Below are 22282 nucleotides of genomic sequence, written 5' to 3' on the forward strand. Positions count from 1 at the left end.
CGCAGGTACCGTCCGCTGCATGGACAGCCGTACGGACAGCACATTCGACAGCCAGGGCGCCGGCATCACCGTTCAGCGGGCGCTGGAGCTGCCCGGGCTGCGCAGCGGGCTGCCGGAGATCCTGGCGGGCGCCGACCGGCTCCAGCGGACCGTGCGGTGGGTGCACGCGGGCGAGGTCCCGAACATCGCCTCCCTCCTCAAGGGCGGCGAACTCCTCCTGACCACGGGCTACGGCCTCGGCACACGCCCGGCGGAGCAGCGTGCGTTCGTCCGCACCCTCGCCGAGCGGGGCATCGCGGCCCTGGTCGTCGAACTCGGCCCGCGCTTCGACCGTCTCCCCGCCACCCTGGTCGAGACGGCCCGCGCGACCGGCCTCCCCCTCGTCCAGCTGCACCGCGAGGTGCCGTTCGTGGCGGTCACCGAGGAGATCCACACCGAGATCGTCAACGGCCACTACGCGCTGCTCCAGCAGGCCGAGGAGGTCCACCGCCGCTGCACGGAGGCCCTGCTCGGCGGCGGCGGAATCCCCCAAGTCCTGGGCATCCTGGCCGACTTCAGCGGCAACCCGGTCTTCCTGGAGACCCCGGACGGCCAACTCCTCTACGCGGCGGGATCGGGCCCCGAGGGCGCCGACCCGCTCCAGGTCTGGGAGGGGCTGCGCGGCCAGCACAAGGACGTGTCGCCGCCCGCCGGTTCGGTGGTGGTGGACGTGCCGGGCGGTGGTCCCGGTACGGGTTCGGTGCGGGCGCGAATCGTCCTTCTCCCGGTCCGCGCTCCCCTGGCCCCCGTGCACCGCATCGCCGCCGAACGGGCCGCGGACATCCTCGCCGTGGTCCTGATGCAGGCCCGCCAGGAGGAGGAACTGGCGGCCCGCGGACGCGGCGACTTCCTCACCGACCTCGCCGAGGGCCGCATCGCCGCCGACGACGCCCCGGCACAGGCCCGCGTACTGGGCTTCAAGCCCGGCACCAGCCCGCTGCTGCCGGTGGTCATGCGGCTGGGCGACGCCCTGACCGCCCCCGGCGGCGGCTGGGCGGTCCTGGCCCGCGCGGTCGCCGAGGAACTCGCCTCGGTGGGCGTCCCGGTCCTGCTGGGCGTACGACCGGTCGAGGGCCGCGTCCCGCTCCTCCTCGGCCTGCGCTCGGAGTCGGAGCGATCGGCGGTCGCGGACCGAGTGGCGGCGGCGCTGCGCGCGGGAGTTGAGCGGGCCGGGATGCAACGCCCGGGCGCGCAGCCCCCGATCGTGGTCGTCGGCGTGGCCGGCGGCTGGGCGGCGGCATCGGCGGGTCTACGGCACGCGGCCGAGACGGCGACGGCGGCACAGGGCCTGACCGACCAGCCCTGGTACGACGCCCGGCGCCTGGACATCGAGCTGCTGCTGTGGCGCCTCCGCGACCACCCGGACCTCGCGGCCTTCGTGGACCGCGCGATCGGCCCGCTCCGCGACCACGACAACCGCTCCAAGCCGCCGCTACTGCCCACCCTGGAAACGTACTTGGCCCACGCGGGCCGCAAGGCGGAGACGGCCCGCGAACTCCACCTCAACCGGCAGACCCTCTACAACAGGCTCGCCCGCATCGGGGAGTTGCTCGGCACGGACCTCGAAGACCCGCAGACGGTACTGGCGTTGAGCCTGGCGCTGCGGGCCCGCAGGCTAGTGCCGTAGAAGTCCGTCTCGGGTCAGCGGCAGGGGATGGGGGCTGGGGCTGAGGCTGGGGCTGGGCCAACTCGTCGTAGACGGTACTGGCATCGAGCCTCGCGCCGCGCACACGCAGGCTCGCCCCACAAGGGTCCGCACTCAGGTCAACGGCAGAGGCTGGGTCAACTCGTCGTAGACGCTCAGCACTTGGGCGACGGTCTCGTCCTCCGTCGGCCAAGTCGCCGCCTGTCGGGCGCCCTTCTCCCGGAGCAGTTCCCGGCGTTCGGGGTCGCGCAGCAGGCCGGTGACCGCGTCGGCGAGGGCTTTCGCATCGCCGTAGGGCACGAGTTCGGCGGCGTCGCCGACGAGTTCGGGGATGCCGCCGACGGCGGTCGCGACGAGCGGCACGCGGGCGTGGAGGGCCTCCTGGGCGATCATCGAGCGGGACTCCCAGCTGCTGGGCAGGAGGGCGACATCGGCGGCGGCGAGGAGTTCGCTCACGTCGTCGCGCCGCCCGATGAGCCGCACCGGCAGTTCCTCGTCCTCGATCCGGCGCTGCAACTCGCCCCGCAGCGGCCCCTCCCCCGCGATCACGAGCAACGGCGTCGGATCGAGGCGGCACCAGCCGCGCGAGGCGTCCAGGAGCGTGTCGTAGCCGCGCTGCCGGTCGAGGGAGCCGACGGCGACGAGCAACGGGCGGGCGGTGGCGCCGAGTTCGGCCCGGAGCTTGGGGCTCAGCCGATCGGGGTCTTCGTGGTCCACGGCGGCCCGGCGCGGTCCCGGGAGTGCGACGGCGGCGAGGCGGGCGTCCCGGGCGCCGCTCCGCCGGGCCCGGTCGACCAGATCGGACGTGGTCCCGAGGACGACCACGGCGGCCTTCACGACCCGCCGCTCCAGCAGCCGCAGCAGGTGCGCCCGCGCTCCTTCGGCGTGGGCGCGGTTGTGCCACGTGACGACGAGCGGGGTGCGGCGGCCGCTGAGGGCGAGGACGGCGCGGAAGGAGGCGTGCAGGCCGTGCGCGTGGACCAGGTCGGCGTCCGCGCAGGCGGCTCGCAGCGCGGCGACGGACGCCGGGTCGCTGCTGCGGGGCACGTGCACGTGTTCGGCACCGGTGCCCGTGAAGTCGTAGGTGTGATCGGCCTCGACGGGGGCGCACACCGTGACCCGCACGCCCCGCGCGACGAGCCCGGAGGCCAGGGAGCGCACATGCGCGCTACTGGCGGCATTGCCTCCGCCGAGCACCTGCACGGTGCGCAGCGGCGACTGGCCGTGCGGTGAGTGGCTGCTCACGGGGGTCACGTGGCCGGGGCTCCTGGTTCGGCGACGGGCGGTCACGAAGAAAGTACAGAAGGATCGGGCGGAGGGGGTGTACCGCACGCTTCCTACGCGTTCCGTCTCAAGGATGCCAGCACGTACGGGTGTTCCGACAACGCGGGAAGGTGTGGGGGCTGTGCGGAAGGGCAACAGGGGCGCGGGGATCACCCGTACGAGTGAGGGGGCGGGGGGTTCTGTGGTGGGTGAGGCGGGAGGGGTGCGTGCAGCGGGCCGCGTGCGAGGAAGCACGCTCACAGACCGCCCGAGCCCGCCCCGTCCAAGAAGGCACACTCACACACCGCCCCGCCCGTCCGGCAGTACCGCACCGGCGGCGCCGATCGTGGCGGCGGCCAGTTCCGCTCCAGGCCCTGGGCGCACCAACCCCGGTACCACGAGGGCGAGTACGGAGCACCCTGCACCCCTACGGAACGGCCCGCTAGCCGTCCGCCCGCGCCGTCGCCAGCAACTCCTCCGCATGCGCCCGTGCCGTCTCCGAGTCCTCCTGGCCGGCCAGCATCCGGGACAACTCCCGTACCCGGTCCTCGCCTTCGAGGACCTTCACGCCGGAGCGGGTGACGGAGCCGTCGTTGGTCTTCTCCACCAGCAACTGCCGGTCGGCGAAGGCCGCCACCTGGGGCAGGTGGGTCACGACGACGACCTGCGCGGTCTTCGCGAGCTTCGCGAGGCGGCGCCCGATCTCGACCGCCGCCTTGCCGCCGACGCCCGCGTCGACCTCGTCGAAGAGGTAGGTCGGGACGGGGTCGGTCCCGGCGAACACGACCTCCACGGCGAGCATCACGCGCGACAGTTCACCGCCGGACGCGCCCTTGGCGATGGGCCGCGGCGGAGCGCCCGGATGCGGGGCGAGGAGCAGTTCGACCTCGTCGACGCCCGAGGGGCCGTAGGCGACCGCACGGCCCCCGACCTCGACGCCCACCGGGTCCTCGGTCTGGCGGATCTCGAACGACACACGCGCGTGCGGCATCGCCAGGGAAGCCAACTCCGCGGTCACCGCCGCGGCGAACCGCTCGGCGGCTTCCGTACGCGCGTCGGTCAACGCCTGGGCGAGGCCGCCCAGTTCACCGCGCAGGGCGTCCCGCTCGACGGTCAGTTCGTCGATGCGCTCGTCGTCGCCGTCGAGTTCGGTGAGCCGCGAGGCACCCTGCTCGGCGTACGCGAGCACGGCGGTGATGTTCTCGCCGTACTTCCGGGTGAGCGTGTTGAGGGCGGCCCGGCGTTCCTCGACTGCGGCCAGCCGCAGCGGATCGGCGTCCAGGTCGTCGGCGTATCCCGCCAACTCCCCCGCCACATCGCCCAGAAGGATGCCGATCTCACCGATCCGGTCGGTGAGCGAGGCCAGTTCGGAGTCGTGCGACCGTACGGCCTCCAGGGCCCGCTGCGCACCCGCGACGAGGGTCGCCGCGTCGATGCCCTCGGGGTCCTCGGGGTTGCCCGCGAGCGCGGCGTGCGCGGCCGTGGCGGCGGACGCCAACGCCTCGGCGTGCCCGAGCCGTTCGGCCTCGGCGGCGAGTTCGACGTCCTCACCGGGACGCGGCTCCACACCCGCGATCTCGTCCAGGCCGTAGCGCAACATGTCGGCTTCCTGGGCCCGTTCACGCGCACGCGTGGTGATCTCGTCCAGCTCGACGGCGACCGCGCGCAGCCGCCGATACGCCTCCGCGTACTTCGTGAGCGGCCCGGTGACGGCGTCCCCGGCGTACCGGTCGAGCGCCTGCCGCTGCCGGGACTGCTTCAGCAGCCCCTGCTGGTCGGTCTGCCCGTGCACGGCGACCAGCTCGTCCGCCAGCTCCGCGAGCACCCCCACCGGCACGGACCGCCCGCCCAGGTGCGCCCGGGAGCGCCCTTCGGCGGAAACGGTACGGCTGATGAGCAGCGTCCCGTCCTCCAGCTCGGCGCCGGCCTCCTCGGCGCGCAGCACGGCGGAGCCGCCGGGAGGCACGGAGATCCGTCCCTCCACGACCGCGTTCTTCGCCCCGATCCGCACCAGCGCCGGGTCCGCCCGCCCCCCGAGCAACAGCCCGAGGCTGGTGACGACCATGGTCTTGCCCGCACCGGTCTCACCCGTGACAGCGGTGAACCCCGGCGACAACTCGACAACAGCGTCGTCGATGACTCCGAGCGACCGTATCCGCATCTCTTCCAGCACGGTGAAGACCTTACGAGGTAGGGCGGGAGAAGCGCGAGGCACCCTGTCACCCGGTGGAGTGTCCCCACCTGTTTTTTGTTTTCAGGGGCGCGGGGAACTGCGCGCTCAGCCCCCACCGGGCCCGCGCTTAGTGAGGAGCCCCACGCCACCCGGAAACAGGCAACGCGAACTTCGCAACAAGCCGATCGGTAAACGACGCATGGTGCAGCCGAGCAAGCCGCACGGGAACAGCCCCCCGCCGAACCTCAACCCGAGCCCCAGCAGGCAGTTCAACAGTCCGCCGCCCGTCACACCACAAAACCCCCGGAGGGATGTGCGGCAACACCTCAACGGCAAGCACAGAATCCGGCGAGGTCACCAACGGCTTCGCGAACAGCGCGTGCGCACTGATAGGCACCATCAGCAACGCCTCGACTTCGGGCCACACCACAGGCCCACCGGCAGAGAAGGCGTACGCGGTAGACCCGGTGGGCGTCGCACAAACAATCCCATCGCACCCGAACCCCGTCACCGGGCGCCCATCAATCTCCAGCACGACCTCAAGCAGCTTCTCGGCGCCGGCCTTCTGCACCGCCGCCTCGTTCAGCGCCCAGTCCGTGTGCACGATGTTGCCGTTCTTGTGCACGACGACATCGACGGTCATCCGCTCCTCGACCTCGTACGCCCGGGTGACCACCCGGTCCACGACCTTGTCGAGATCGTCCCGCTCCGCCTCCGCGAGGAACCCCACGCTGCCGAGGTTGACGCCGAGCATCGGCACCCCGGACGCCCGCGCGAACTCCGCGCCGCGCAGCAGCGTGCCGTCGCCGCCGAGAACGATGAGCAGCTCGCAGCCCTCAAGGCACTGCGGGGTAGCCTCGGTGACCGTCTCCACCTCGTCGGGCAGCGGCAGGTCGCGTGCCTCGTACTCCAGGACGCGCACTCCGATACCGGACTGGAGCAGCCCCTTGACGACCAGCTCCGCGCTCCGGATGGCCGCAGGCCGACCCGTGTGCGCGAGCAGGAAAACAGTACGAGCTCGGTTCTGTGTCAACGCGGCCCCTCCGCCACTGCACGGTCAACATCGGCCGGGTCCAGCTCGGGTGCGCCGGCCCGCAGCCACAGAAAGTACTCGACATTCCCGGAGGGCCCGGGCAGCGGGCTGGCGGTCACGCCCTCCACCCCGAGCCCCAGTTCCGCGGCCCGCCGGGCGACACCGCGCACGGCCTCGGCCCGGAGTTCGGGGCTGCGTACGACACCGCCGCTCCCCAGCCGTTCCTTCCCCACCTCGAACTGCGGCTTGACCATCATCACCAGGTCCGCGTCGGGCTTCGTGCACCGCGCCAAGGCGGGCAGCACCAGCCCGAGCGGGATGAAGGACAGATCCCCCACGACTAGATCCACAGGCTCCCCATCGATCGCTTCAAGCGTCAACTCGCGTACGTTCGTACGGTCCTTGACGGTGACGCGTTCATCGCTCTGAAGAGACCACGCGAGTTGTCCGTATCCGACGTCGACCGCCACGACCTGCGTGGCACCCGCGCGCAGCAGCACATCGGTGAAGCCTCCGGTGGACGCGCCGGCGTCCAGCGCCCGCCGGCCCTCCACCACGAGTCCCCGCGGTACGAAGACCTCCAGCGCGCCCGCGAGCTTGTGGCCGCCCCGCGAGACGTAGTCGGGGTCGCCGTCATCCGCTACGACGACGATGGCCGCCGCGGTCTCCACCTGGGTGGCGGGCTTGGTCGCGACGGTCTTGCCGACGGTGACCCGGCCGGCCGCGATCAACTGGCTCGCGTGCTCCCGCGACCGCGCGAGCTTCCGTCGGACCAGCTCGGCGTCGAGACGTCGGCGTGCCACTCCTGCCACGTTCGGTTCAGCTCCTGCGGTCGTACGTCGATGGGGGCGCCGGAGGTCCCGGGCGGGCGTCGAGCGCGGTGAGCGCGTCGCGCAGCCCCCGGTGTACATCCTCGTACACCTCGACATGCCCGTCCGTGGCGAGGTGGTCGGTGTCGGCCAGCCGCCCGAGCTGGGCGTCGACGTCGGCGTTGCCGCTCGGGGCGCGGTCCACGTTCAGGGGCTCGGGGGCGGCGGGGTCGTATGTGGGCTCCGCCTCCGGAACGGCCTCCGGAAGGCCCTCCGCCACGGCCCCGACCTCGGCCTCGGGCAATGAGTCGCTCATGCCCAGACGCTACCCCGAAGGCCTGGGGTACCGTCGATCACGATGGCAACGATCGAAGAGTGCCGCGTCGCACTCGAAAAGCTCTCGGACAACATGCAGAAGGCCGATGGGAATGTCCGCGCCGCCGCGGCCATGGACCGTTCGGTCAGCTGCCGGATCACCGACCTCGACATCACGTTCGTCGGCCGGCTCACCGGTGGCCGGATCGTGGTGGACGAGACCGTGCAGGGCCTTCCGGCGGAGAAGGCCCAGATCAGGCTGACCATGGCCGGTGACGACCTGGTCGCCATGGTCGACGGCGGCCTGAACTTCGCGAAGGCCTGGGGCTCGGGCCGGGTGAAGCTGGAGGCCAACGTGTTCGACCTGTTCCGCCTCAGGAAACTTCTGTAGCCACCGCTGCGGCCCCTGCCCCCGCCGTGGCTTCCGCACGCGCGCGTGCCTTGCGCGCCGCCGGCACCACCAGCGGCGTCCCCGTCTCCGGGTCGTCGATGACCTGACAGCGCAGCCCGAAGACCTCCTCGACCAGCTCGGCCGTGACGATGTCGCCCGGCGCGCCCTGCGCGATGACCGCGCCCTCCCGCAGCGCGATGAGGTGGGTGGCGTACCGGGCCGCGTGGTTGAGGTCGTGCAGCACCGCGACCAGGGTGCGGCCCTGCTCCTCGTGCAGTTCGGCGCACAGGTCGAGGACGTCGATCTGGTGCTGGATGTCCAGGTAGGTGGTCGGCTCGTCGAGCAGCAGCAGGGGCGTCTGCTGGGCGAGCGCCATCGCGATCCACACGCGCTGCCGCTGCCCGCCGGACAGTTCGTCGACATAGCGATCGGCCAGCTCGGCGACACCGGTCTGCGCCATCGACTCCTGTACGACCCGCTCGTCCTCGCTCGACCACTGGCGCAGGATGCCCTGGTGCGGGTACCGGCCGCGGCCCACCAGGTCGCCGACGGTGATCCCGTCGGGCGCGATCGACGACTGCGGGAGCAGACCCAGGGTGCGCGCGACCTTCTTCGCCGGCATCGACTGGATGACCTGCCCGTCGAGGAGCACCCGGCCCTCGTTCGGCTTCAGCATCCGCGACAGGGCCCGCAGCAGTGTGGACTTGCCGCACGCGTTCGGGCCGACGATCACCGTGAAGGAGTTGTCGGGTATCTCCACCGACAACTCGCGTGCGATGACGCGCTGGTCGTAGGCGAGGGTGACGTTCTCGGCGGACAGGCGGTTCACGGTGCTCCTTCGATTGTTCAGCCCGCTGCTGAGGCCGCGCTGGTCGGTCTGGTTGCGCTGGTCGGTCTGGTTGCTCATATCCGGCCCGCCTTGCGCTCGGTGACCAGGAGCCACAGCAGGTAGACCCCGCCGAGGACTCCGGTGACCACGCCCACGGGCAACTGGTCGGCGCCGAACGCCCGTTGGGACGCCCAGTCGGCGGTGACCAGCAGGGTGGCGCCCATGCACAGCGAGGGCACCAGGTTGGGACCCGGCGAGCGGGTCAGGCGCCGGGCGAGCTGCGGTGCCGTGAGGGCCACGAAGCCGACCGGTCCGGCGGCGGCGGTCGCGGCCGAGGTGAGCAGCACGGCGGCCACCATCAGCAGCAGCCGTACGCGCTCGACGCGCACCCCGAGGGCGTACGACACGTCGTCGCCCATCTCCATCATCCGCAGCCCGCGCGCGTTGGCGAGAACGAGCGGCAGAAGTACGGCGCACAGCGCGAGGAGGGGCCAGACCTGGGTCCAGTCACGGCCGTTGAGGGAACCGGTCATCCACACGACCGCGCGGGCCGCGTCGACGAGGTCGGCCTTGGTGAGCAGATAGCCGTTGACCGCGGTGACGACGGCGGAGACGCCGATGCCGACCAGGACGAGCCGGTACCCGTGCACCCCCTGCTTCCAGGCGAGCAGATAGATCGCGGCCCCGGTGACCAGACCGCCGACGAGCGCCCCGAGGGTGACGGCGGTCGCGCTGCCGGAGAACAGCACGATCATGACGAGCGCCCCGGCCGTGGACCCCTGCGAGAGGCCGAGCACGTCCGGACTGCCCAGCGGATTGCGGGAGATGGACTGGAACAGCGCACCGCCGAGCCCGAGCGAGGCACCGACAAGCAGCCCGACGAGGACACGCGGCAGCCGCAGCTCGTTGACGATGAACTCCTGACCCGCGTCACCGCCCCCGAACAGCGTCTTGAGCACGTCCCCGGCGGAGATCGGGAAGTCCCCGGTACCGATCAGCACCACACTCGCGGCGAGCGCGCAGACCAGGAGAAGGACGACGACCGTGAAGGCACGGGGGTCGAGGCGGACGGAGAGGCCGCCGGTCCGGACAGCCCGCGTACGGAGCGCCCGAGTCGGCGTGGCCTCCGCAACCGGGCCGCCCTGCGCCGCCGTAGAAGAGGGATTCACAGCTGAGTCGTCCTTCGGCGCCGCACCAGATAGATGAAGACCGGACCGCCGATGACCGCGGTGACGATGCCGACCTGAAGCTCCGCGGGCCGCGCGATCAACCGGCCCAGGACGTCGGCCCCGAGCAGCAGCACGGGCGACAGGATCGTGGCGTACGGCAGGATCCAGCGCAGGTCGGGGCCGGTGAAGGAGCGCACCACGTGCGGCACCATCAGGCCGACGAACACGATCGGGCCGCAGGCCGCGGTCGCCGCGCCGCACAGCACGGTCGCGGAGAGCATGGCGAGCGCCCGGGTGCGGTTGAGGTTGGCGCCGAGGGCGCGGGCGGTGTCGTCGCCCATCGCGACCGCGTTCAGCGGCCGGGCGAGCAGCAGCGAGATCACCGTGCCGACCGCGAAGAACGGCGCGACCTGTGTGATCGTCGAGCCGCTGGCCGAGGCCAGTGAACCGACCGTCCAGAAGCGCATCTTGGACAGCGCCGCGTCGTCCATGATCATGACGGCCTGGAGATAGCCGTAGAGCGCGGCGCTGATCGCGGTGCCGGCGAGCGCGAGTCGCACGGGGGTGGCGCCCCGGCTGCCGCCCAGGAACCAGACCAGCGCGCCGACCACGGCCGCGCCCGCGAAGGCGAACCAGACGTAGCCGCTCAGCGAGGTGACACCGAAGTACGTGATCGCGGTGACGACCGCGGCCGAGGCACCGGCGTTGATGCCGAGCAGGCCGGGGTCGGCGAGGGGGTTGCGGGTGAGCGCCTGGAGGACGGCGCCGGAGAGGCCGAGCGCGGCACCGGCGAGCAGCCCGAGGACCGTACGGGATATCCGGTCGCCGACCACGACGTCCGCGTACGTCCCCGAGTCATGGAACAGGCCGTGCCACACATCCCCCAACGGCAGCGATTTCGCGCCGATCGCGATGCTCGCCAGAGCCACGAGGACCAGGAGCGCCACGGCGGCGAAGAGCCCAAGGACCCGTATCGCCCGGCGGGTTGGGGGCGCGGGGGCGGTCTCCGCGCGCTGTTCTGGGGGACTGTCGACCAACACGAGGTTAGGTTAGCCTACCCTCGCATGCGAGCCGAAAGGCGAGTCCCGCTCGACCGCCGTTCAGCGCCCTGGATGCCGACTCCCCCGTGTCACAACCCCAGTCGCGCCAGCGCCTTCTCCGCGTCCAGCGCGCAAGAACCGTCCCCCGCCGCCGTCCAGGCCGCCGCACACAGCGCCCGGAGCCCGTCCAGAGGCTCACCCTCACCGTCGAGTTCCAGTCGGTCGCGGCCCGCCGTCGCCGTCCAGCCACCGCACCGGAAGCCGTCTCCCGCCCCGGTGACCTCGGGCTGCCCGGTGAGCATGCCCCGCAGATCGGCGTCGACGTACGTCGGCCGGTGCTGCGGGGGCGCCGCAAGGAGCTGCGCGCCGTCGGTCACACCGGTCAGCACGAGCAGCGAATCGACCTCACCGTTGAACGCCCCCTCGATGTCCGTGTCCAGCCGGTCCCCCACGACCAACGGCCGCTCGGCGCCCGTCCGCAGGATCGTCTCCTTGTGCATCGGCGGCAACGGCTTCCCCGCCACCTGCGGCTCGGCCCCGGTCGCTATCCGTACGACCTCCACCGCCGCGCCGTTGCCCGGCGCGATACCGCGCGCGCTCGGGATCGTCAGGTCGGTGTTGGACGCGAACCACGGCACCCCGCGCGCGATGGCGTAACAGGCCTCCGCGAACCGCCCCCAGGCCAGGTCGGGACCGCCGTAGCCCTGCGCGACCGCCACCGGCTCGTCGTCCGCCGAGTCGACGGGCTCAAGCCCGCGCTCACGCAGCGCGACCCGCAGCCCCTCCCCGCCGATCACCAGCACGCGCGAACCCGCCGGCACCTGCTCGCTGATCAGCCGGGCGACGGCCTGCGCGGAGGTGATGACGTCGTCGGCCCCGGTCGGTATCCCCAGCTCGGTGAGATGCTCGGCCACGGCATCCGGCGTCCGCAGCGCGTTGTTGGTGACGTAGGCGAGCCGCATGCCGCCCGCGCGGGCGGTGGCGAGCGAGTCGACCGCGTGGGCGATCGCGTTGCCTCCCGCGTACACCACCCCGTCGAGGTCGAGCAGCGCAGTGTCGTACGCCTCGCTCAGGGCCCGGGCACTGCCCTCGGGGCTCGTCCTGACGCTCTGGCTCATTCCACATCGCTCCTCGTTCGATCGCTTTCACCCGATCATCCCGCATGCCACTGACACACGTACGATGCCGGGATGAACACCGCAGGTCACTCGGAAGCAACGGAGCGCCGAGGCCTGGAACTCACCCCGTTCCGAGGCCTTCGCTACGATCCCGACCTGGTCGGCAGCCTCGCCGCCGTGACGTCCCCACCGTACGACGTGGTCGTACGCCCCGACGGCCTGCACCACCTCCAGGACTCCGACCCGCACAACATCGTCCGGCTGATCCTCCCGCAGGCCGTCACCCCGAGCGCCCGCAACGAACAGGCCGCCGACACCCTGCACCGCTGGCTCTCCGAGGGAGTCCTCACCACCGACCCCGAGCCCGGCCTGTACGTCTACGAACAGCGCGACGGCAACGGCCTGTTGCAGCGCGGCGTCATCGGCGCCCTGCGCCTGTCGGACCCGTCGGAGGGTGTGGTCCTGCCCCACGAGGACGTCATGCCGCATGTGGTCGCCGACCGCGCGGCCCTCATGCGCGCCACCTCCGCGAACCTCGAACCCCTGCTCCTGACCTACCGGGGCAACGGCTCACCGGCCGACACGACGACGGTGGTCGAGCGCATCGCCGAGGACCCCGCCCTCCTCTCGACGACTACGGAGGACGGCTACAGCCACCGCCTCTGGTCCGTCACCGACCCCACCGACCTGGCCCGCATCCAGCAGGACCTCGCCCACCACCAGGCCCTGATCGCCGACGGCCACCATCGCTGGGCCACGTATCGACGTCTACGCGCGGAGCATCCCTCCCCCAGCCCCTGGGACTACGGCCTGGTCCTCCTCGTCGACACGGCCCGCTACCCGCTCCGCGTCCGCGCGATCCACCGCCTCCTGCACGGCGTCCCGGTGTCCGACGCCCTGACGGCCCTGGACGGCCTGTTCCGCGTACGGCACCTGGACGTGCCCCTCCCGGAGGCCCTGGAGGCCCTCGCCGACGCGGCCTGCGAGGGCAACGCCTTCCTCCTGGCCGGCGACGGCGCCTTCCACCTGGTCGACCACCCGGACCCGGACCTCCTGGCCCGCACGATCCCGGCCGACCGCCCCGCCGCCTGGCGCACCCTGGACGCCACGGTCCTGCACGCCACCCTCCTGGACCACGTCTGGCACATCCCTGAGGACGACCCGGCCCACATCGCCTACATCCACGACACCGCCGCCACGGTCCGCAAGGCCGAACGCGACGGCGGTACGGCCGTGTTGATGCACCCCGTCCGCGAGGAGGTCGTACGCGACCTGGCCCGCCAGGGCGTCACGATGCCCCGCAAGTCGACGTCCTTCGGCCCGAAACCGGCCTCGGGACTGGTGCTGCGCGCGCTGGACGTCTGAGCCGCGGCCATCGACACCGGAAACGCGAAAGGGCGGGACCCCAGATGCAGGGGTCCCGCCCTTGTCACTTCACTGACGTAGGTCAGTTCTTGTCATCGTCTTCTTCTTTAAGAAGGACATCTTCCTTGACGACGTCTTCGTCGGCCTCGGTCTCGGCCGCGGCTTCGACCTCGTCGTCGTCCTCGTCCTCGATGTCGTCGTCCTCGTCCTCATCGTCCAACTCGTCGACTACGGAGACGTCGTCCTGAGGCTCGACCTCGTCGACCTCGATCTCAGCGTCGATCTCGGTGTCACTGTCGTCCTCGTCCTCGTCCTCGACGAACGCGTCGACGAACTCGACACCGTCCATCTCGGCGAGCCGGTCCGACGCGTCCGTGCTGCCGTCCTTGTCGGACTCCACGGCCTTGGCGAACCACTCCCGCGCCTCGCCCTCACGCCCGGCGGCGAGCAGGGCATCGGCGTAGGCGTACCGCAGGCGCGCGGTCCACGGCTGCACGGTGTTCGAGGCCAATTCCGGGCTCTGCAACGTGACGATGGCCGCGTCGAGCTGGTCCATGTCACGCCGGGCGCCGGCCGCGACGAGCCGCATCTCGACCTGCCCGGCCTTGTCGAGCTTGTGCACCTCGGCGGCGCCGGCCATCTCCAGCGCCTTCTCGGGCCGCCCGAGCCCACGCTCACAGTCGGCCATCACGGGCCACAGGTCCACGCTGCCGGTCATCCGCCGCGCGGCCCGGAACTCGGCCAGCGCCTCGCTGTACTTCTGGTTCGCGTACGCGGCGAACCCGGCCGCCTCACGTACGGCGGCGACACGCGACGCCAGACGCAGGGCGATCTTCGAGTAGGCGTAGGCGGCCTCGGGGTCCTCGTCGATGAGCCTGGCGACCATCACCAGGTTCTTGGAGACATCCTCCGCGAGCCCCTTCGGCAGACTCATCAGCTCCTGCCGTACGTCCTTGTCGATCTCCTCGCCCGTGACGTCCTCGGGGATCGGCAGCCGCTTGATCGGCTCACGGTCCCGCTCCCGCTCGTCCCGGAACCGGCTGCCGCCACCGCGGCGGTCGTCGCCCCGACGGTCGTCACGCCGGTCATCGCGGCGGTCGTCACGCCGGAACGGAGGCCGCTCACCCCGGTTGTCGTCCCGCCGGAAGGCCGGACGATCGCCGCCGCGGTCATCCCGACGGGGGCCGGCGGGCCGGTCGTCACGACGCGGAGCCGCGGAGCGGTCATCCCGGCGGGGACCGGAGGGCCGGTCGTCACGACGAGGAGCAGCGGAACGGTCATCACGCCCACGGAAACCACCACGGTCGCCACGGTCGTCGTCACGCCGGAAGGCAGGACGCTCGCCCCGGTTGTCGCCGCGGTCGTCGCGACGGAACGGAGGCCGCTCACCCCGGTTGTCGTCCCGACGGAAGGCCGGCCGCTCACCACCGCGGTCATCACGACGCGGACCGGCCGGACGGTCGTCGCGGCGGGGGTAGCTGCCACGGTCACCACGGTTGTCGTCACGCCGGAAAGCGGGACGGTCACCGTCACGACGGTCGTCCCTACGGTCATCACGACGGAAGGGCGGACGCTCGCCACCCCGGTTGTCGCCGCGGTCGTCACGCCGGAACGGCGGACGCTCACCACGGTTGTCGTCACGCCGGAAGGCCGGACGATCGCCGCCGCGGTCATCACGACGAGGGCCGGCGGGCCGGTCGTCACGACGCGGAGCCGCGGAACGGTCGTCACGGCCACGGTAGCCACCACGATCGTCACTGCCACGGCTGTCGCTACGGCGGTCATCGCGCCGGTCGTCACGACGGGGGTAGCTGCCACGGTCACCGCGGTCGTCGTCGCGACGGAAAGCGGGACGCTCGCCGCGGTTGTCGCCTCGGTTGTCGCTGCGGTCGTCGCGACGGAACGGAGGCCGCTCGCCACGACTGTCGTCACGCCGGAAACCACCACCGCCACCGCGGTTGTCGTCACGCCGGAACGGCGGACGCTCGCCACGGCTGTCATCGCGCCGGAAACCACCGCGATCACCACCACCACGGTTGTCGTCGCGACGCTCGCCACCCCGGTTGTCACTGCGGTCGTCACGGCGGAACGCGGGCCGCTCACCACGGTTGTCGTCCCGACGGAAACCACCGGGACGCCCTCCGCGCTCGCCACCGCGGTCATCTCGACGGGGACCGGACGGACGGTCGTCACGACGCGGCCCCGCAGGACGGTCATCCCGACGCGGACCCGCAGGACGGTCATCCCGACGCGGGCCGGCGGAGCGGTCGTCACGGCCACGGAAACCACCGCGATCGCCACCGCCACCACTGCTGGGACCGCCACTGCTACGGTCGTCGCGGCGAGGGGCGCCACCGCGGTTGTCGTCGCGACGGCCGTAGCCACCGCGATCGTTGCTGCCGCCGCGGTCGCCGCGGCCACCACTGTCCCGTCGCCGCTCCTCGCGCTCGGGCCGGTCCTCGGGAGAGTTGGTGGACATCGGTGACTCCTGTCTTCGGTACCGCAAGTCATTCTCGCGCAGCCAGCTACTCGGCGCGCTCCGGACTGTGTTTCTGAGAGTTTCTGGAAAAACAAAAGGACCCCTGGTCCCAGCGTGAACGCTGGGACCAGGGGTCCTCCAAATATTGTTCGGCGGCGTCCTACTCTCCCACAGGGTCCCCCCTGCAGTACCATCGGCGCTGTGAGGCTTAGCTTCCGGGTTCGAAATGTAACCGGGCGTTTCCCTCACGCTATGACCACCGAAACCCTAATGGTTTCGAGCGAACAAGCACACTTTTCTGTTGTGTGGTTCAAGCTCTAGCCGACAACTGTTCGTTGTCTCAGAACTAACACAGTGGACGCGAGCAACTGAGGACAAGCCCTCGGCCTATTAGTACCGGTCACCTCCACCCATTACTGGGCTTCCAGATCCGGCCTATCAACCCAGTCGTCTACTGGGAGCCTTAACCCCTCAAGGGGGTGGGAACACTCATCTCGAAGCAGGCTTCCCGCTTAGATGCTTTCAGCGGTTATCCCTCCCGAACGTAGCCAACCAGCCATGCCCTTGGCAGAACAACTGGCACACCAGAGGTTCGTCCGTCCCGGTCCTCTCGTACTAGGGACAGCCCTTCTCAATGTTCCTGCGCGCGCAGCGGATAGGGACCGAACTGTCTCACGACGTTCTAAACCCAGCTCGCGTACCGCTTTAATGGGCGAACAGCCCAACCCTTGGGACCGACTCCAGCCCCAGGATGCGACGAGCCGACATCGAGGTGCCAAACCATCCCGTCGATATGGACTCTTGGGGAAGATCAGCCTGTTATCCCCGGGGTACCTTTTATCCGTTGAGCGACGGCGCTTCCACAAGCCACCGCCGGATCACTAGTCCCGACTTTCGTCCCTGCTCGACCCGTCGGTCTCACAGTCAAGCTCCCTTGTGCACTTACACTCAACACCTGATTGCCAACCAGGCTGAGGGAACCTTTGGGCGCCTCCGTTACTCTTTAGGAGGCAACCGCCCCAGTTAAACTACCCATCAGACACTGTCCCTGATCCGGATCACGGACCCAGGTTAGACATCCAGCACGACCAGACTGGTATTTCAACGACGACTCCCCCTGAACTGGCGTCCAGAGTTCACAGTCTCCCAGCTATCCTACACAAGCCGAACCGAACACCAATATCAAACTGTAGTAAAGGTCCCGGGGTCTTTCCGTCCTGCTGCGCGAAACGAGCATCTTTACTCGTAGTGCAATTTCACCGGGCCTATGGTTGAGACAGTCGAGAAGTCGTTACGCCATTCGTGCAGGTCGGAACTTACCCGACAAGGAATTTCGCTACCTTAGGATGGTTATAGTTACCACCGCCGTTTACTGGCGCTTAAGTTCTCAGCTTCGCCACCCCGAAGAGTGACTAACCGGTCCCCTTAACGTTCCAGCACCGGGCAGGCGTCAGTCCGTATACATCGCCTTACGGCTTCGCACGGACCTGTGTTTTTAGTAAACAGTCGCTTCTCGCTGGTCTCTGCGGCCACCCCCAGCTCAAGGAGTAAATCCTTTCACCGGTGATGGCCCCCCTTCTCCCGAAGTTACGGGGGCATTTTGCCGAGTTCCTTAACCATAGTTCACCCGAACGCCTCGGTATTCTCTACCTGACCACCTGAGTCGGTTTAGGGTACGGGCCGCCATGAAACTCGCTAGAGGCTTTTCTCGACAGCATAGGATCATCCACTTCACCACAATCGGCTCGGCATCAGGTCTCACCCTTGTGTCATCCGGATTTGCCTAGATGACGGGCTACACCCTTACCCCGGGACAACCACCGCCCGGGATGGACTACCTTCCTGCGTCACCCCATCACTCACCTACTACCATCTTGGGCCGGCGGCTCCACCACTTTCCATTCCCCGAAGGGTCCGGAACGGCTTCACGGCCTTAGCATTAATGGGCTCGATGTTTGACGCTTCACAGCGGGTACCGGAATATCAACCGGTTATCCATCGACTACGCCTGTCGGCCTCGCCTTAGGTCCCGACTTACCCTGGGCAGATCAGCTTGACCCAGGAACCCTTAGTCAATCGGCGCACACGTTTCTCACGTGTGTATCGCTACTCATGCCTGCATTCTCACTCGTGAACCGTCCACCACTAGCTTCCGCTGCGGCTTCACCCGGCACACGACGCTCCCCTACCCATCCATACAGGCGTTGGCCCTATTGTATGAATGACACGACTTCGGCGGTACGCTTGAGCCCCGCTACATTGTCGGCGCGGAATCACTAGACCAGTGAGCTATTACGCACTCTTTCAAGGGTGGCTGCTTCTAAGCCAACCTCCTGGTTGTCTCTGCGACTCCACATCCTTTCCCACTTAGCGTACGCTTAGGGGCCTTAGTCGATGCTCTGGGCTGTTTCCCTCTCGACCATGGAGCTTATCCCCCACAGTCTCACTGCCGTGCTCTCACTTACCGGCATTCGGAGTTTGGCTAAGGTCAGTAACCCGGTAGGGCCCATCGCCTATCCAGTGCTCTACCTCCGGCAAGAAACACACGACGCTGCACCTAAATGCATTTCGGGGAGAACCAGCTATCACGGAGTTTGATTGGCCTTTCACCCCTAACCACAGGTCATCCCCCAGGTTTTCAACCCTGGTGGGTTCGGTCCTCCACGAAGTCTTACCTCCGCTTCAACCTGCCCATGGCTAGATCACTCCGCTTCGGGTCTTGAGCGCGCTACTAAATCGCCCTATTCGGACTCGCTTTCGCTACGGCTTCCCCACACGGGTTAACCTCGCAACACACCGCAAACTCGCAGGCTCATTCTTCAAAAGGCACGCAGTCACGAGAGTGCATGCGAGCATGCACTCCGACGCTCCCACGGCTTGTAGGCACACGGTTTCAGGTACTATTTCACTCCGCTCCCGCGGTACTTTTCACCATTCCCTCACGGTACTATCCGCTATCGGTCACCAGGGAATATTTAGGCTTAGCGGGTGGTCCCGCCAGATTCACACGGGATTTCTCGGGCCCCGTGCTACTTGGGTGTCTCTCAAACGAGCCGTTGATGTTTCGACTACGGGGGTCTTACCCTCTACGCCGGACCTTTCGCATGTCCTTCGCCTACATCAACGGTTTCTGACTCGCCTCACAGCCGGCAGACTGTGAAAGAGAGATCCCACAACCCCGCATACGCAACCCCTGCCGGGTCTCACACGTATACGGTTTGGCCTCATCCGGTTTCGCTCGCCACTACTCCCGGAATCACGGTTGTTTTCTCTTCCTGCGGGTACTGAGATGTTTCACTTCCCCGCGTTCCCTCCACTTGCCCTATGTGTTCAGGCAAGGGTGACAGCCCATGACGACTGCCGGGTTTCCCCATTCGGAAACCCCCGGATCAAAGCCTGGTTGACGACTCCCCGGGGACTATCGTGGCCTCCCACGTCCTTCATCGGTTCCTGGTGCCAAGGCATCCACCGTGCGCCCTTAAAAACTTGGCCACAGATGCTCGCGTCCACTGTGCAGTTCTCAAACAACGACCAACCACCCATCACCCTGCCTCTTACGGCAAGTTCACTGGGGTCGGCACTGAAGGCAGCTTGTTACAGCCGTGCCCTCAGACACCCAACAGCGTGCCCGGCCCTGTCGCCACCCATGATCAGCTTTCCACGCCCCGAAGAGCAGTACTCGCAGCCATGAGATGACCGACAGTGCCGAATAATCAACGTTCCACCCTTGAGCAACCACCGTCGAACGTGTGCCGACGTAATGGCCCTGGACCACCAAGCAAGCTTGGCGGCCTAGATGCTCCTTAGAAAGGAGGTGATCCAGCCGCACCTTCCGGTACGGCTACCTTGTTACGACTTCGTCCCAATCGCCAGTCCCACCTTCGACAGCTCCCTCCCCACAAGGGGGTTGGGCCACCGGCTTCGGGTGTTACCGACTTTCGTGACGTGACGGGCGGTGTGTACAAGGCCCGGGAACGTATTCACCGCAGCAATGCTGATCTGCGATTACTAGCAACTCCGACTTCATGGGGTCGAGTTGCAGACCCCAATCCGAACTGAGACCGGCTTTTTGAGATTCGCTCCACCTCACGGTATCGCAGCTCATTGTACCGGCCATTGTAGCACGTGTGCAGCCCAAGACATAAGGGGCATGATGACTTGACGTCGTCCCCACCTTCCTCCGAGTTGACCCCGGCGGTCTCCTGTGAGTCCCCGTCACCCCGAAGGGCACGCTGGCAACACAGGACAAGGGTTGCGCTCGTTGCGGGACTTAACCCAACATCTCACGACACGAGCTGACGACAGCCATGCACCACCTGTACACCGACCACAAGGGGGGCACTATCTCTAATGCTTTCCGGTGTATGTCAAGCCTTGGTAAGGTTCTTCGCGTTGCGTCGAATTAAGCCACATGCTCCGCTGCTTGTGCGGGCCCCCGTCAATTCCTTTGAGTTTTAGCCTTGCGGCCGTACTCCCCAGGCGGGGAACTTAATGCGTTAGCTGCGGCACCGACGACGTGGAATGTCGCCAACACCTAGTTCCCACCGTTTACGGCGTGGACTACCAGGGTATCTAATCCTGTTCGCTCCCCACGCTTTCGCTCCTCAGCGTCAGTAATGGCCCAGAGATCCGCCTTCGCCACCGGTGTTCCTCCTGATATCTGCGCATTTCACCGCTACACCAGGAATTCCGATCTCCCCTACCACACTCTAGCTAGCCCGTATCGAATGCAGACCCGGGGTTAAGCCCCGGGCTTTCACACCCGACGTGACAAGCCGCCTACGAGCTCTTTACGCCCAATAATTCCGGACAACGCTTGCGCCCTACGTATTACCGCGGCTGCTGGCACGTAGTTAGCCGGCGCTTCTTCTGCAGGTACCGTCACTTTCGCTTCTTCCCTGCTGAAAGAGGTTTACAACCCGAAGGCCGTCATCCCTCACGCGGCGTCGCTGCATCAGGCTTTCGCCCATTGTGCAATATTCCCCACTGCTGCCTCCCGTAGGAGTCTGGGCCGTGTCTCAGTCCCAGTGTGGCCGGTCGCCCTCTCAGGCCGGCTACCCGTCGTCGCCTTGGTGAGCCATTACCTCACCAACAAGCTGATAGGCCGCGGGCTCATCCTGCACCGCCGGAGCTTTTAACCCCCACACATGAGTGCGGGAGTATTATCCGGTATTAGACCCCGTTTCCAGGGCTTGTCCCAGAGTGCAGGGCAGATTGCCCACGTGTTACTCACCCGTTCGCCACTAATCCCCACCGAAGTGGTTCATCGTTCGACTTGCATGTGTTAAGCACGCCGCCAGCGTTCGTCCTGAGCCAGGATCAAACTCTCCGTGAATGTTTTCCCGTAATCGGGATCGCATACACGAGAGCGGAACAGTCAGGCGGAATAAGCCCGACCGTTCACAACGTCCTCGCTGTATGTTTTCTTCAAAGGAACCTCGCCCCAGACATCAGATGATGACTGGAGACGGGGTATCAACATATCTGGCGTTGATTTTTGGCACGCTGTTGAGTTCTCAAGGAACGGACGCTTCCTTTGTACTCACCCTCTCGGGCTTTCCTCCGGGCTTTTCCCTTCGGTCTTGCGTTTCCGACTCTATCAGACCGTTTCCGGTCCCGATTCCCTGTCGGAGGGGATTGTCAAGGGCTTTGGGCTTTCGCCTGTCGGCCTTTCGACATTCACTACGTTAGCCGATCCCCTCGGCAACTCATAATCGAGTTCCGCGAGTTCGAATTCAGGCATGCAGGCACGCCGAATGCGCCCTCAGCGAGGGAGAGTCGTAAGTAGTGGGTTGGCCGCTTCCGGCTGCAGGCGATTGCCGTACCCGGGTCAAGCGGCTCGGGCTACATTACGCACCCCGCCAAGACGCGTCAACTTGGCCGACGTCGCGGCGTATGAGCCCGATACGGGCTAACCGTGGGGTCGTTGGTGATCCAGAACCGCCACGGGTGGACCGCGCCCTCGCCGGACACTCCGGTGCGGGGACCGTTGCTTACCTGATGGGAGGGGACGGGTGTACCGGCCAGCATCCTCAAGGGTGTCTCGCCCGTGGTGCACGCGTCCGTGCCGTCCAGGGAGCGGTCGACGTCCAGGGCGGTGGCCAGGCGGGCGGGGCCTTTGGCCAGTTCTTTGTCATTTCGGGCCGAGAGTCGACGTTTGCGAGCCAGCTCGACGCCCTCGACGATCTCGCCGGCGCGGAGCAGGACCCCCCTCGCCGTGCCCTCCGGGCCGCACACCAGGTTCATGCAGTGCCACATGCCGTAGGTGAAGTAGACGTACACGTACCCGGGCGGACCGAACATCACGCCGTTGCGGGCCGTCGGACCTCTGTATGCGTGTGACGCGGGGTCGTTGCCGCCGTCGTAGGCCTCGACCTCTGTGATGCGCAGGACGATCGGGCCGTCGGGCGTCGTACGGACGACGAGACGGCCCAGGAGGTCGGGGGCGACCTCCAGTACAGGGCGGTCGAAGAACTCTCTGGGGAGTGGCTTACGGTCCGGGGGCGCGATCATGGCGTCCGAGCCTAGTCCAGGCGTACTTGTGCCAAGGGGTGGTCAAGGTTCCGTCCGCTTGCCAGGGTGTGGCGCGGAACCGGGCGCGGTCGGTTCGCGTT

15 protein-coding genes and 3 rRNA genes are annotated in these 22282 nt (G+C 68.0%); 3 read left to right on the forward strand and 15 right to left on the reverse strand.

Features of this window, described 5'->3' with window-relative positions; all coding sequences use genetic code 11:
* The first annotated feature begins 19 nt into the window (after positions 1-19).
* Entirely contained in the window at positions 20-1666 is a 1647-nt protein-coding gene (locus OG407_RS13400; RefSeq protein ID WP_405857941.1) for a PucR family transcriptional regulator, read from the forward strand.
* 132 nt (positions 1667-1798) lie between these two features.
* Here the strand turns inward: OG407_RS13400 and OG407_RS13405 are convergent, their stop codons facing one another.
* From OG407_RS13405 to OG407_RS13425, 5 genes are all read right to left on the reverse strand, one after another.
* Positions 1799-2938, reverse strand: a complete 1140-nt coding sequence (locus OG407_RS13405; RefSeq protein ID WP_405857943.1) for a glycosyltransferase family 4 protein — start codon at positions 2936-2938, stop codon at positions 1799-1801.
* Positions 2939-3389: 451 nt separating this feature from the next.
* Positions 3390-5108 (reverse strand): DNA repair protein RecN, encoded by a 1719-nt coding sequence (gene recN / locus OG407_RS13410; RefSeq protein ID WP_405868392.1) that lies wholly within the window; start codon positions 5106-5108, stop codon positions 3390-3392.
* Positions 5109-5247: 139 nt separating this feature from the next.
* Entirely contained in the window at positions 5248-6153 is a 906-nt protein-coding gene (locus OG407_RS13415) for an NAD kinase (protein WP_026179466.1), read from the reverse strand.
* Entirely contained in the window at positions 6150-6965 is an 816-nt protein-coding gene (locus OG407_RS13420; RefSeq protein WP_327405102.1) for a TlyA family RNA methyltransferase, read from the reverse strand. The genes OG407_RS13415 and OG407_RS13420 overlap by 4 nt, the downstream gene beginning before the upstream one ends.
* Before the next feature lie 7 nt (positions 6966-6972).
* Positions 6973-7278, reverse strand: a complete 306-nt coding sequence (locus OG407_RS13425) for a hypothetical protein (protein ID WP_405857945.1) — start codon at positions 7276-7278, stop codon at positions 6973-6975.
* Positions 7279-7320: 42 nt separating this feature from the next.
* Here OG407_RS13425 and OG407_RS13430 point away from each other — a divergent pair, with 42 nt between their 5' ends.
* A complete protein-coding gene (locus tag OG407_RS13430; RefSeq protein ID WP_403590555.1) occupies positions 7321-7668 on the forward strand; it encodes an SCP2 sterol-binding domain-containing protein in 348 nt (115 codons plus the stop codon).
* Here OG407_RS13430 and OG407_RS13435 read toward each other — a convergent pair.
* From OG407_RS13435 to OG407_RS13450, 4 genes are all read right to left on the reverse strand, one after another.
* A complete protein-coding gene (locus tag OG407_RS13435) occupies positions 7652-8575 on the reverse strand; it encodes an ABC transporter ATP-binding protein (protein WP_405857947.1) in 924 nt (307 codons plus the stop codon). The two genes, OG407_RS13430 and OG407_RS13435, sit on opposite strands and share 17 nt — an antisense overlap.
* Positions 8572-9666 (reverse strand): FecCD family ABC transporter permease, encoded by a 1095-nt coding sequence (locus tag OG407_RS13440; protein ID WP_405857949.1) that lies wholly within the window; start codon positions 9664-9666, stop codon positions 8572-8574. The genes OG407_RS13435 and OG407_RS13440 overlap by 4 nt, the downstream gene beginning before the upstream one ends.
* A complete protein-coding gene (locus OG407_RS13445) occupies positions 9663-10706 on the reverse strand; it encodes a FecCD family ABC transporter permease (protein WP_405857951.1) in 1044 nt (347 codons plus the stop codon). The genes OG407_RS13440 and OG407_RS13445 overlap by 4 nt, the downstream gene beginning before the upstream one ends.
* Positions 10707-10795: 89 nt before the next feature.
* The gene (locus OG407_RS13450; RefSeq protein WP_405857953.1) at positions 10796-11824 is read right to left on the reverse strand and encodes an HAD hydrolase-like protein; all 1029 of its coding nucleotides are present in this window, start codon (positions 11822-11824) and stop codon (positions 10796-10798) included.
* A gap of 72 nt (positions 11825-11896) precedes the next feature.
* Between OG407_RS13450 and OG407_RS13455 the strand changes: the two genes are divergently transcribed.
* A complete protein-coding gene (locus tag OG407_RS13455) occupies positions 11897-13189 on the forward strand; it encodes a DUF1015 family protein (RefSeq protein WP_405857954.1) in 1293 nt (430 codons plus the stop codon).
* Between the two features lie 82 nt (positions 13190-13271).
* Here the strand turns inward: OG407_RS13455 and OG407_RS13460 are convergent, their stop codons facing one another.
* From OG407_RS13460 to OG407_RS13485, 6 genes are all read right to left on the reverse strand, one after another.
* Positions 13272-14123, reverse strand: a complete 852-nt coding sequence (locus tag OG407_RS13460; RefSeq protein WP_405857956.1) for a hypothetical protein — start codon at positions 14121-14123, stop codon at positions 13272-13274.
* Positions 14123-15610, reverse strand: coding sequence for a hypothetical protein (locus tag OG407_RS13465; RefSeq protein ID WP_405857958.1), 1488 nt, complete (start codon positions 15608-15610; stop codon positions 14123-14125). The genes OG407_RS13460 and OG407_RS13465 overlap by 1 nt, the downstream gene beginning before the upstream one ends.
* 205 nt (positions 15611-15815) lie before the next feature.
* Positions 15816-15932 (reverse strand): 5S ribosomal RNA (gene rrf, locus OG407_RS13470).
* Between the two features lie 106 nt (positions 15933-16038).
* Positions 16039-19160 (reverse strand): 23S ribosomal RNA (locus tag OG407_RS13475).
* A 315-nt stretch (positions 19161-19475) separates the two neighbouring features.
* A 16S ribosomal RNA gene (locus OG407_RS13480) occupies positions 19476-21003 on the reverse strand.
* The 16S, 23S and 5S rRNA genes sit together here, the layout of an rRNA operon.
* 536 nt (positions 21004-21539) lie before the next feature.
* Entirely contained in the window at positions 21540-22181 is a 642-nt protein-coding gene (locus tag OG407_RS13485; protein WP_405857960.1) for a DNA-3-methyladenine glycosylase, read from the reverse strand.
* Positions 22182-22282: the final 101 nt, after the last annotated feature.

This window comes from Streptomyces sp. NBC_01515 (genome assembly GCF_045040345.1).
In the GTDB taxonomy this organism is placed as follows: Bacteria; Actinomycetota; Actinomycetes; order Streptomycetales; family Streptomycetaceae; genus Streptomyces.

Coding starts and splice junctions, on each gene's coding strand:
- OG407_RS13400 (WP_405857941.1), top strand. CDS start 20: ATGGACAGCCGTACGGACAGCACATTCGACAGCCAGGGCGCCGGCATC.
- recN (WP_405868392.1), bottom strand. CDS start 5,108: ATGCGGATACGGTCGCTCGGAGTCATCGACGACGCTGTTGTCGAGTTG.
- OG407_RS13425 (WP_405857945.1), bottom strand. CDS start 7,278: ATGAGCGACTCATTGCCCGAGGCCGAGGTCGGGGCCGTGGCGGAGGGC.
- OG407_RS13430 (WP_403590555.1), top strand. CDS start 7,321: ATGGCAACGATCGAAGAGTGCCGCGTCGCACTCGAAAAGCTCTCGGAC.
- OG407_RS13435 (WP_405857947.1), bottom strand. CDS start 8,575: ATGAGCAACCAGACCGACCAGCGCAACCAGACCGACCAGCGCGGCCTC.
- OG407_RS13450 (WP_405857953.1), bottom strand. CDS start 11,824: ATGAGCCAGAGCGTCAGGACGAGCCCCGAGGGCAGTGCCCGGGCCCTG.
- OG407_RS13455 (WP_405857954.1), top strand. CDS start 11,897: ATGAACACCGCAGGTCACTCGGAAGCAACGGAGCGCCGAGGCCTGGAA.
- OG407_RS13460 (WP_405857956.1), bottom strand. CDS start 14,123: ATGAGTCTGCCGAAGGGGCTCGCGGAGGATGTCTCCAAGAACCTGGTG.
- OG407_RS13485 (WP_405857960.1), bottom strand. CDS start 22,181: ATGATCGCGCCCCCGGACCGTAAGCCACTCCCCAGAGAGTTCTTCGAC.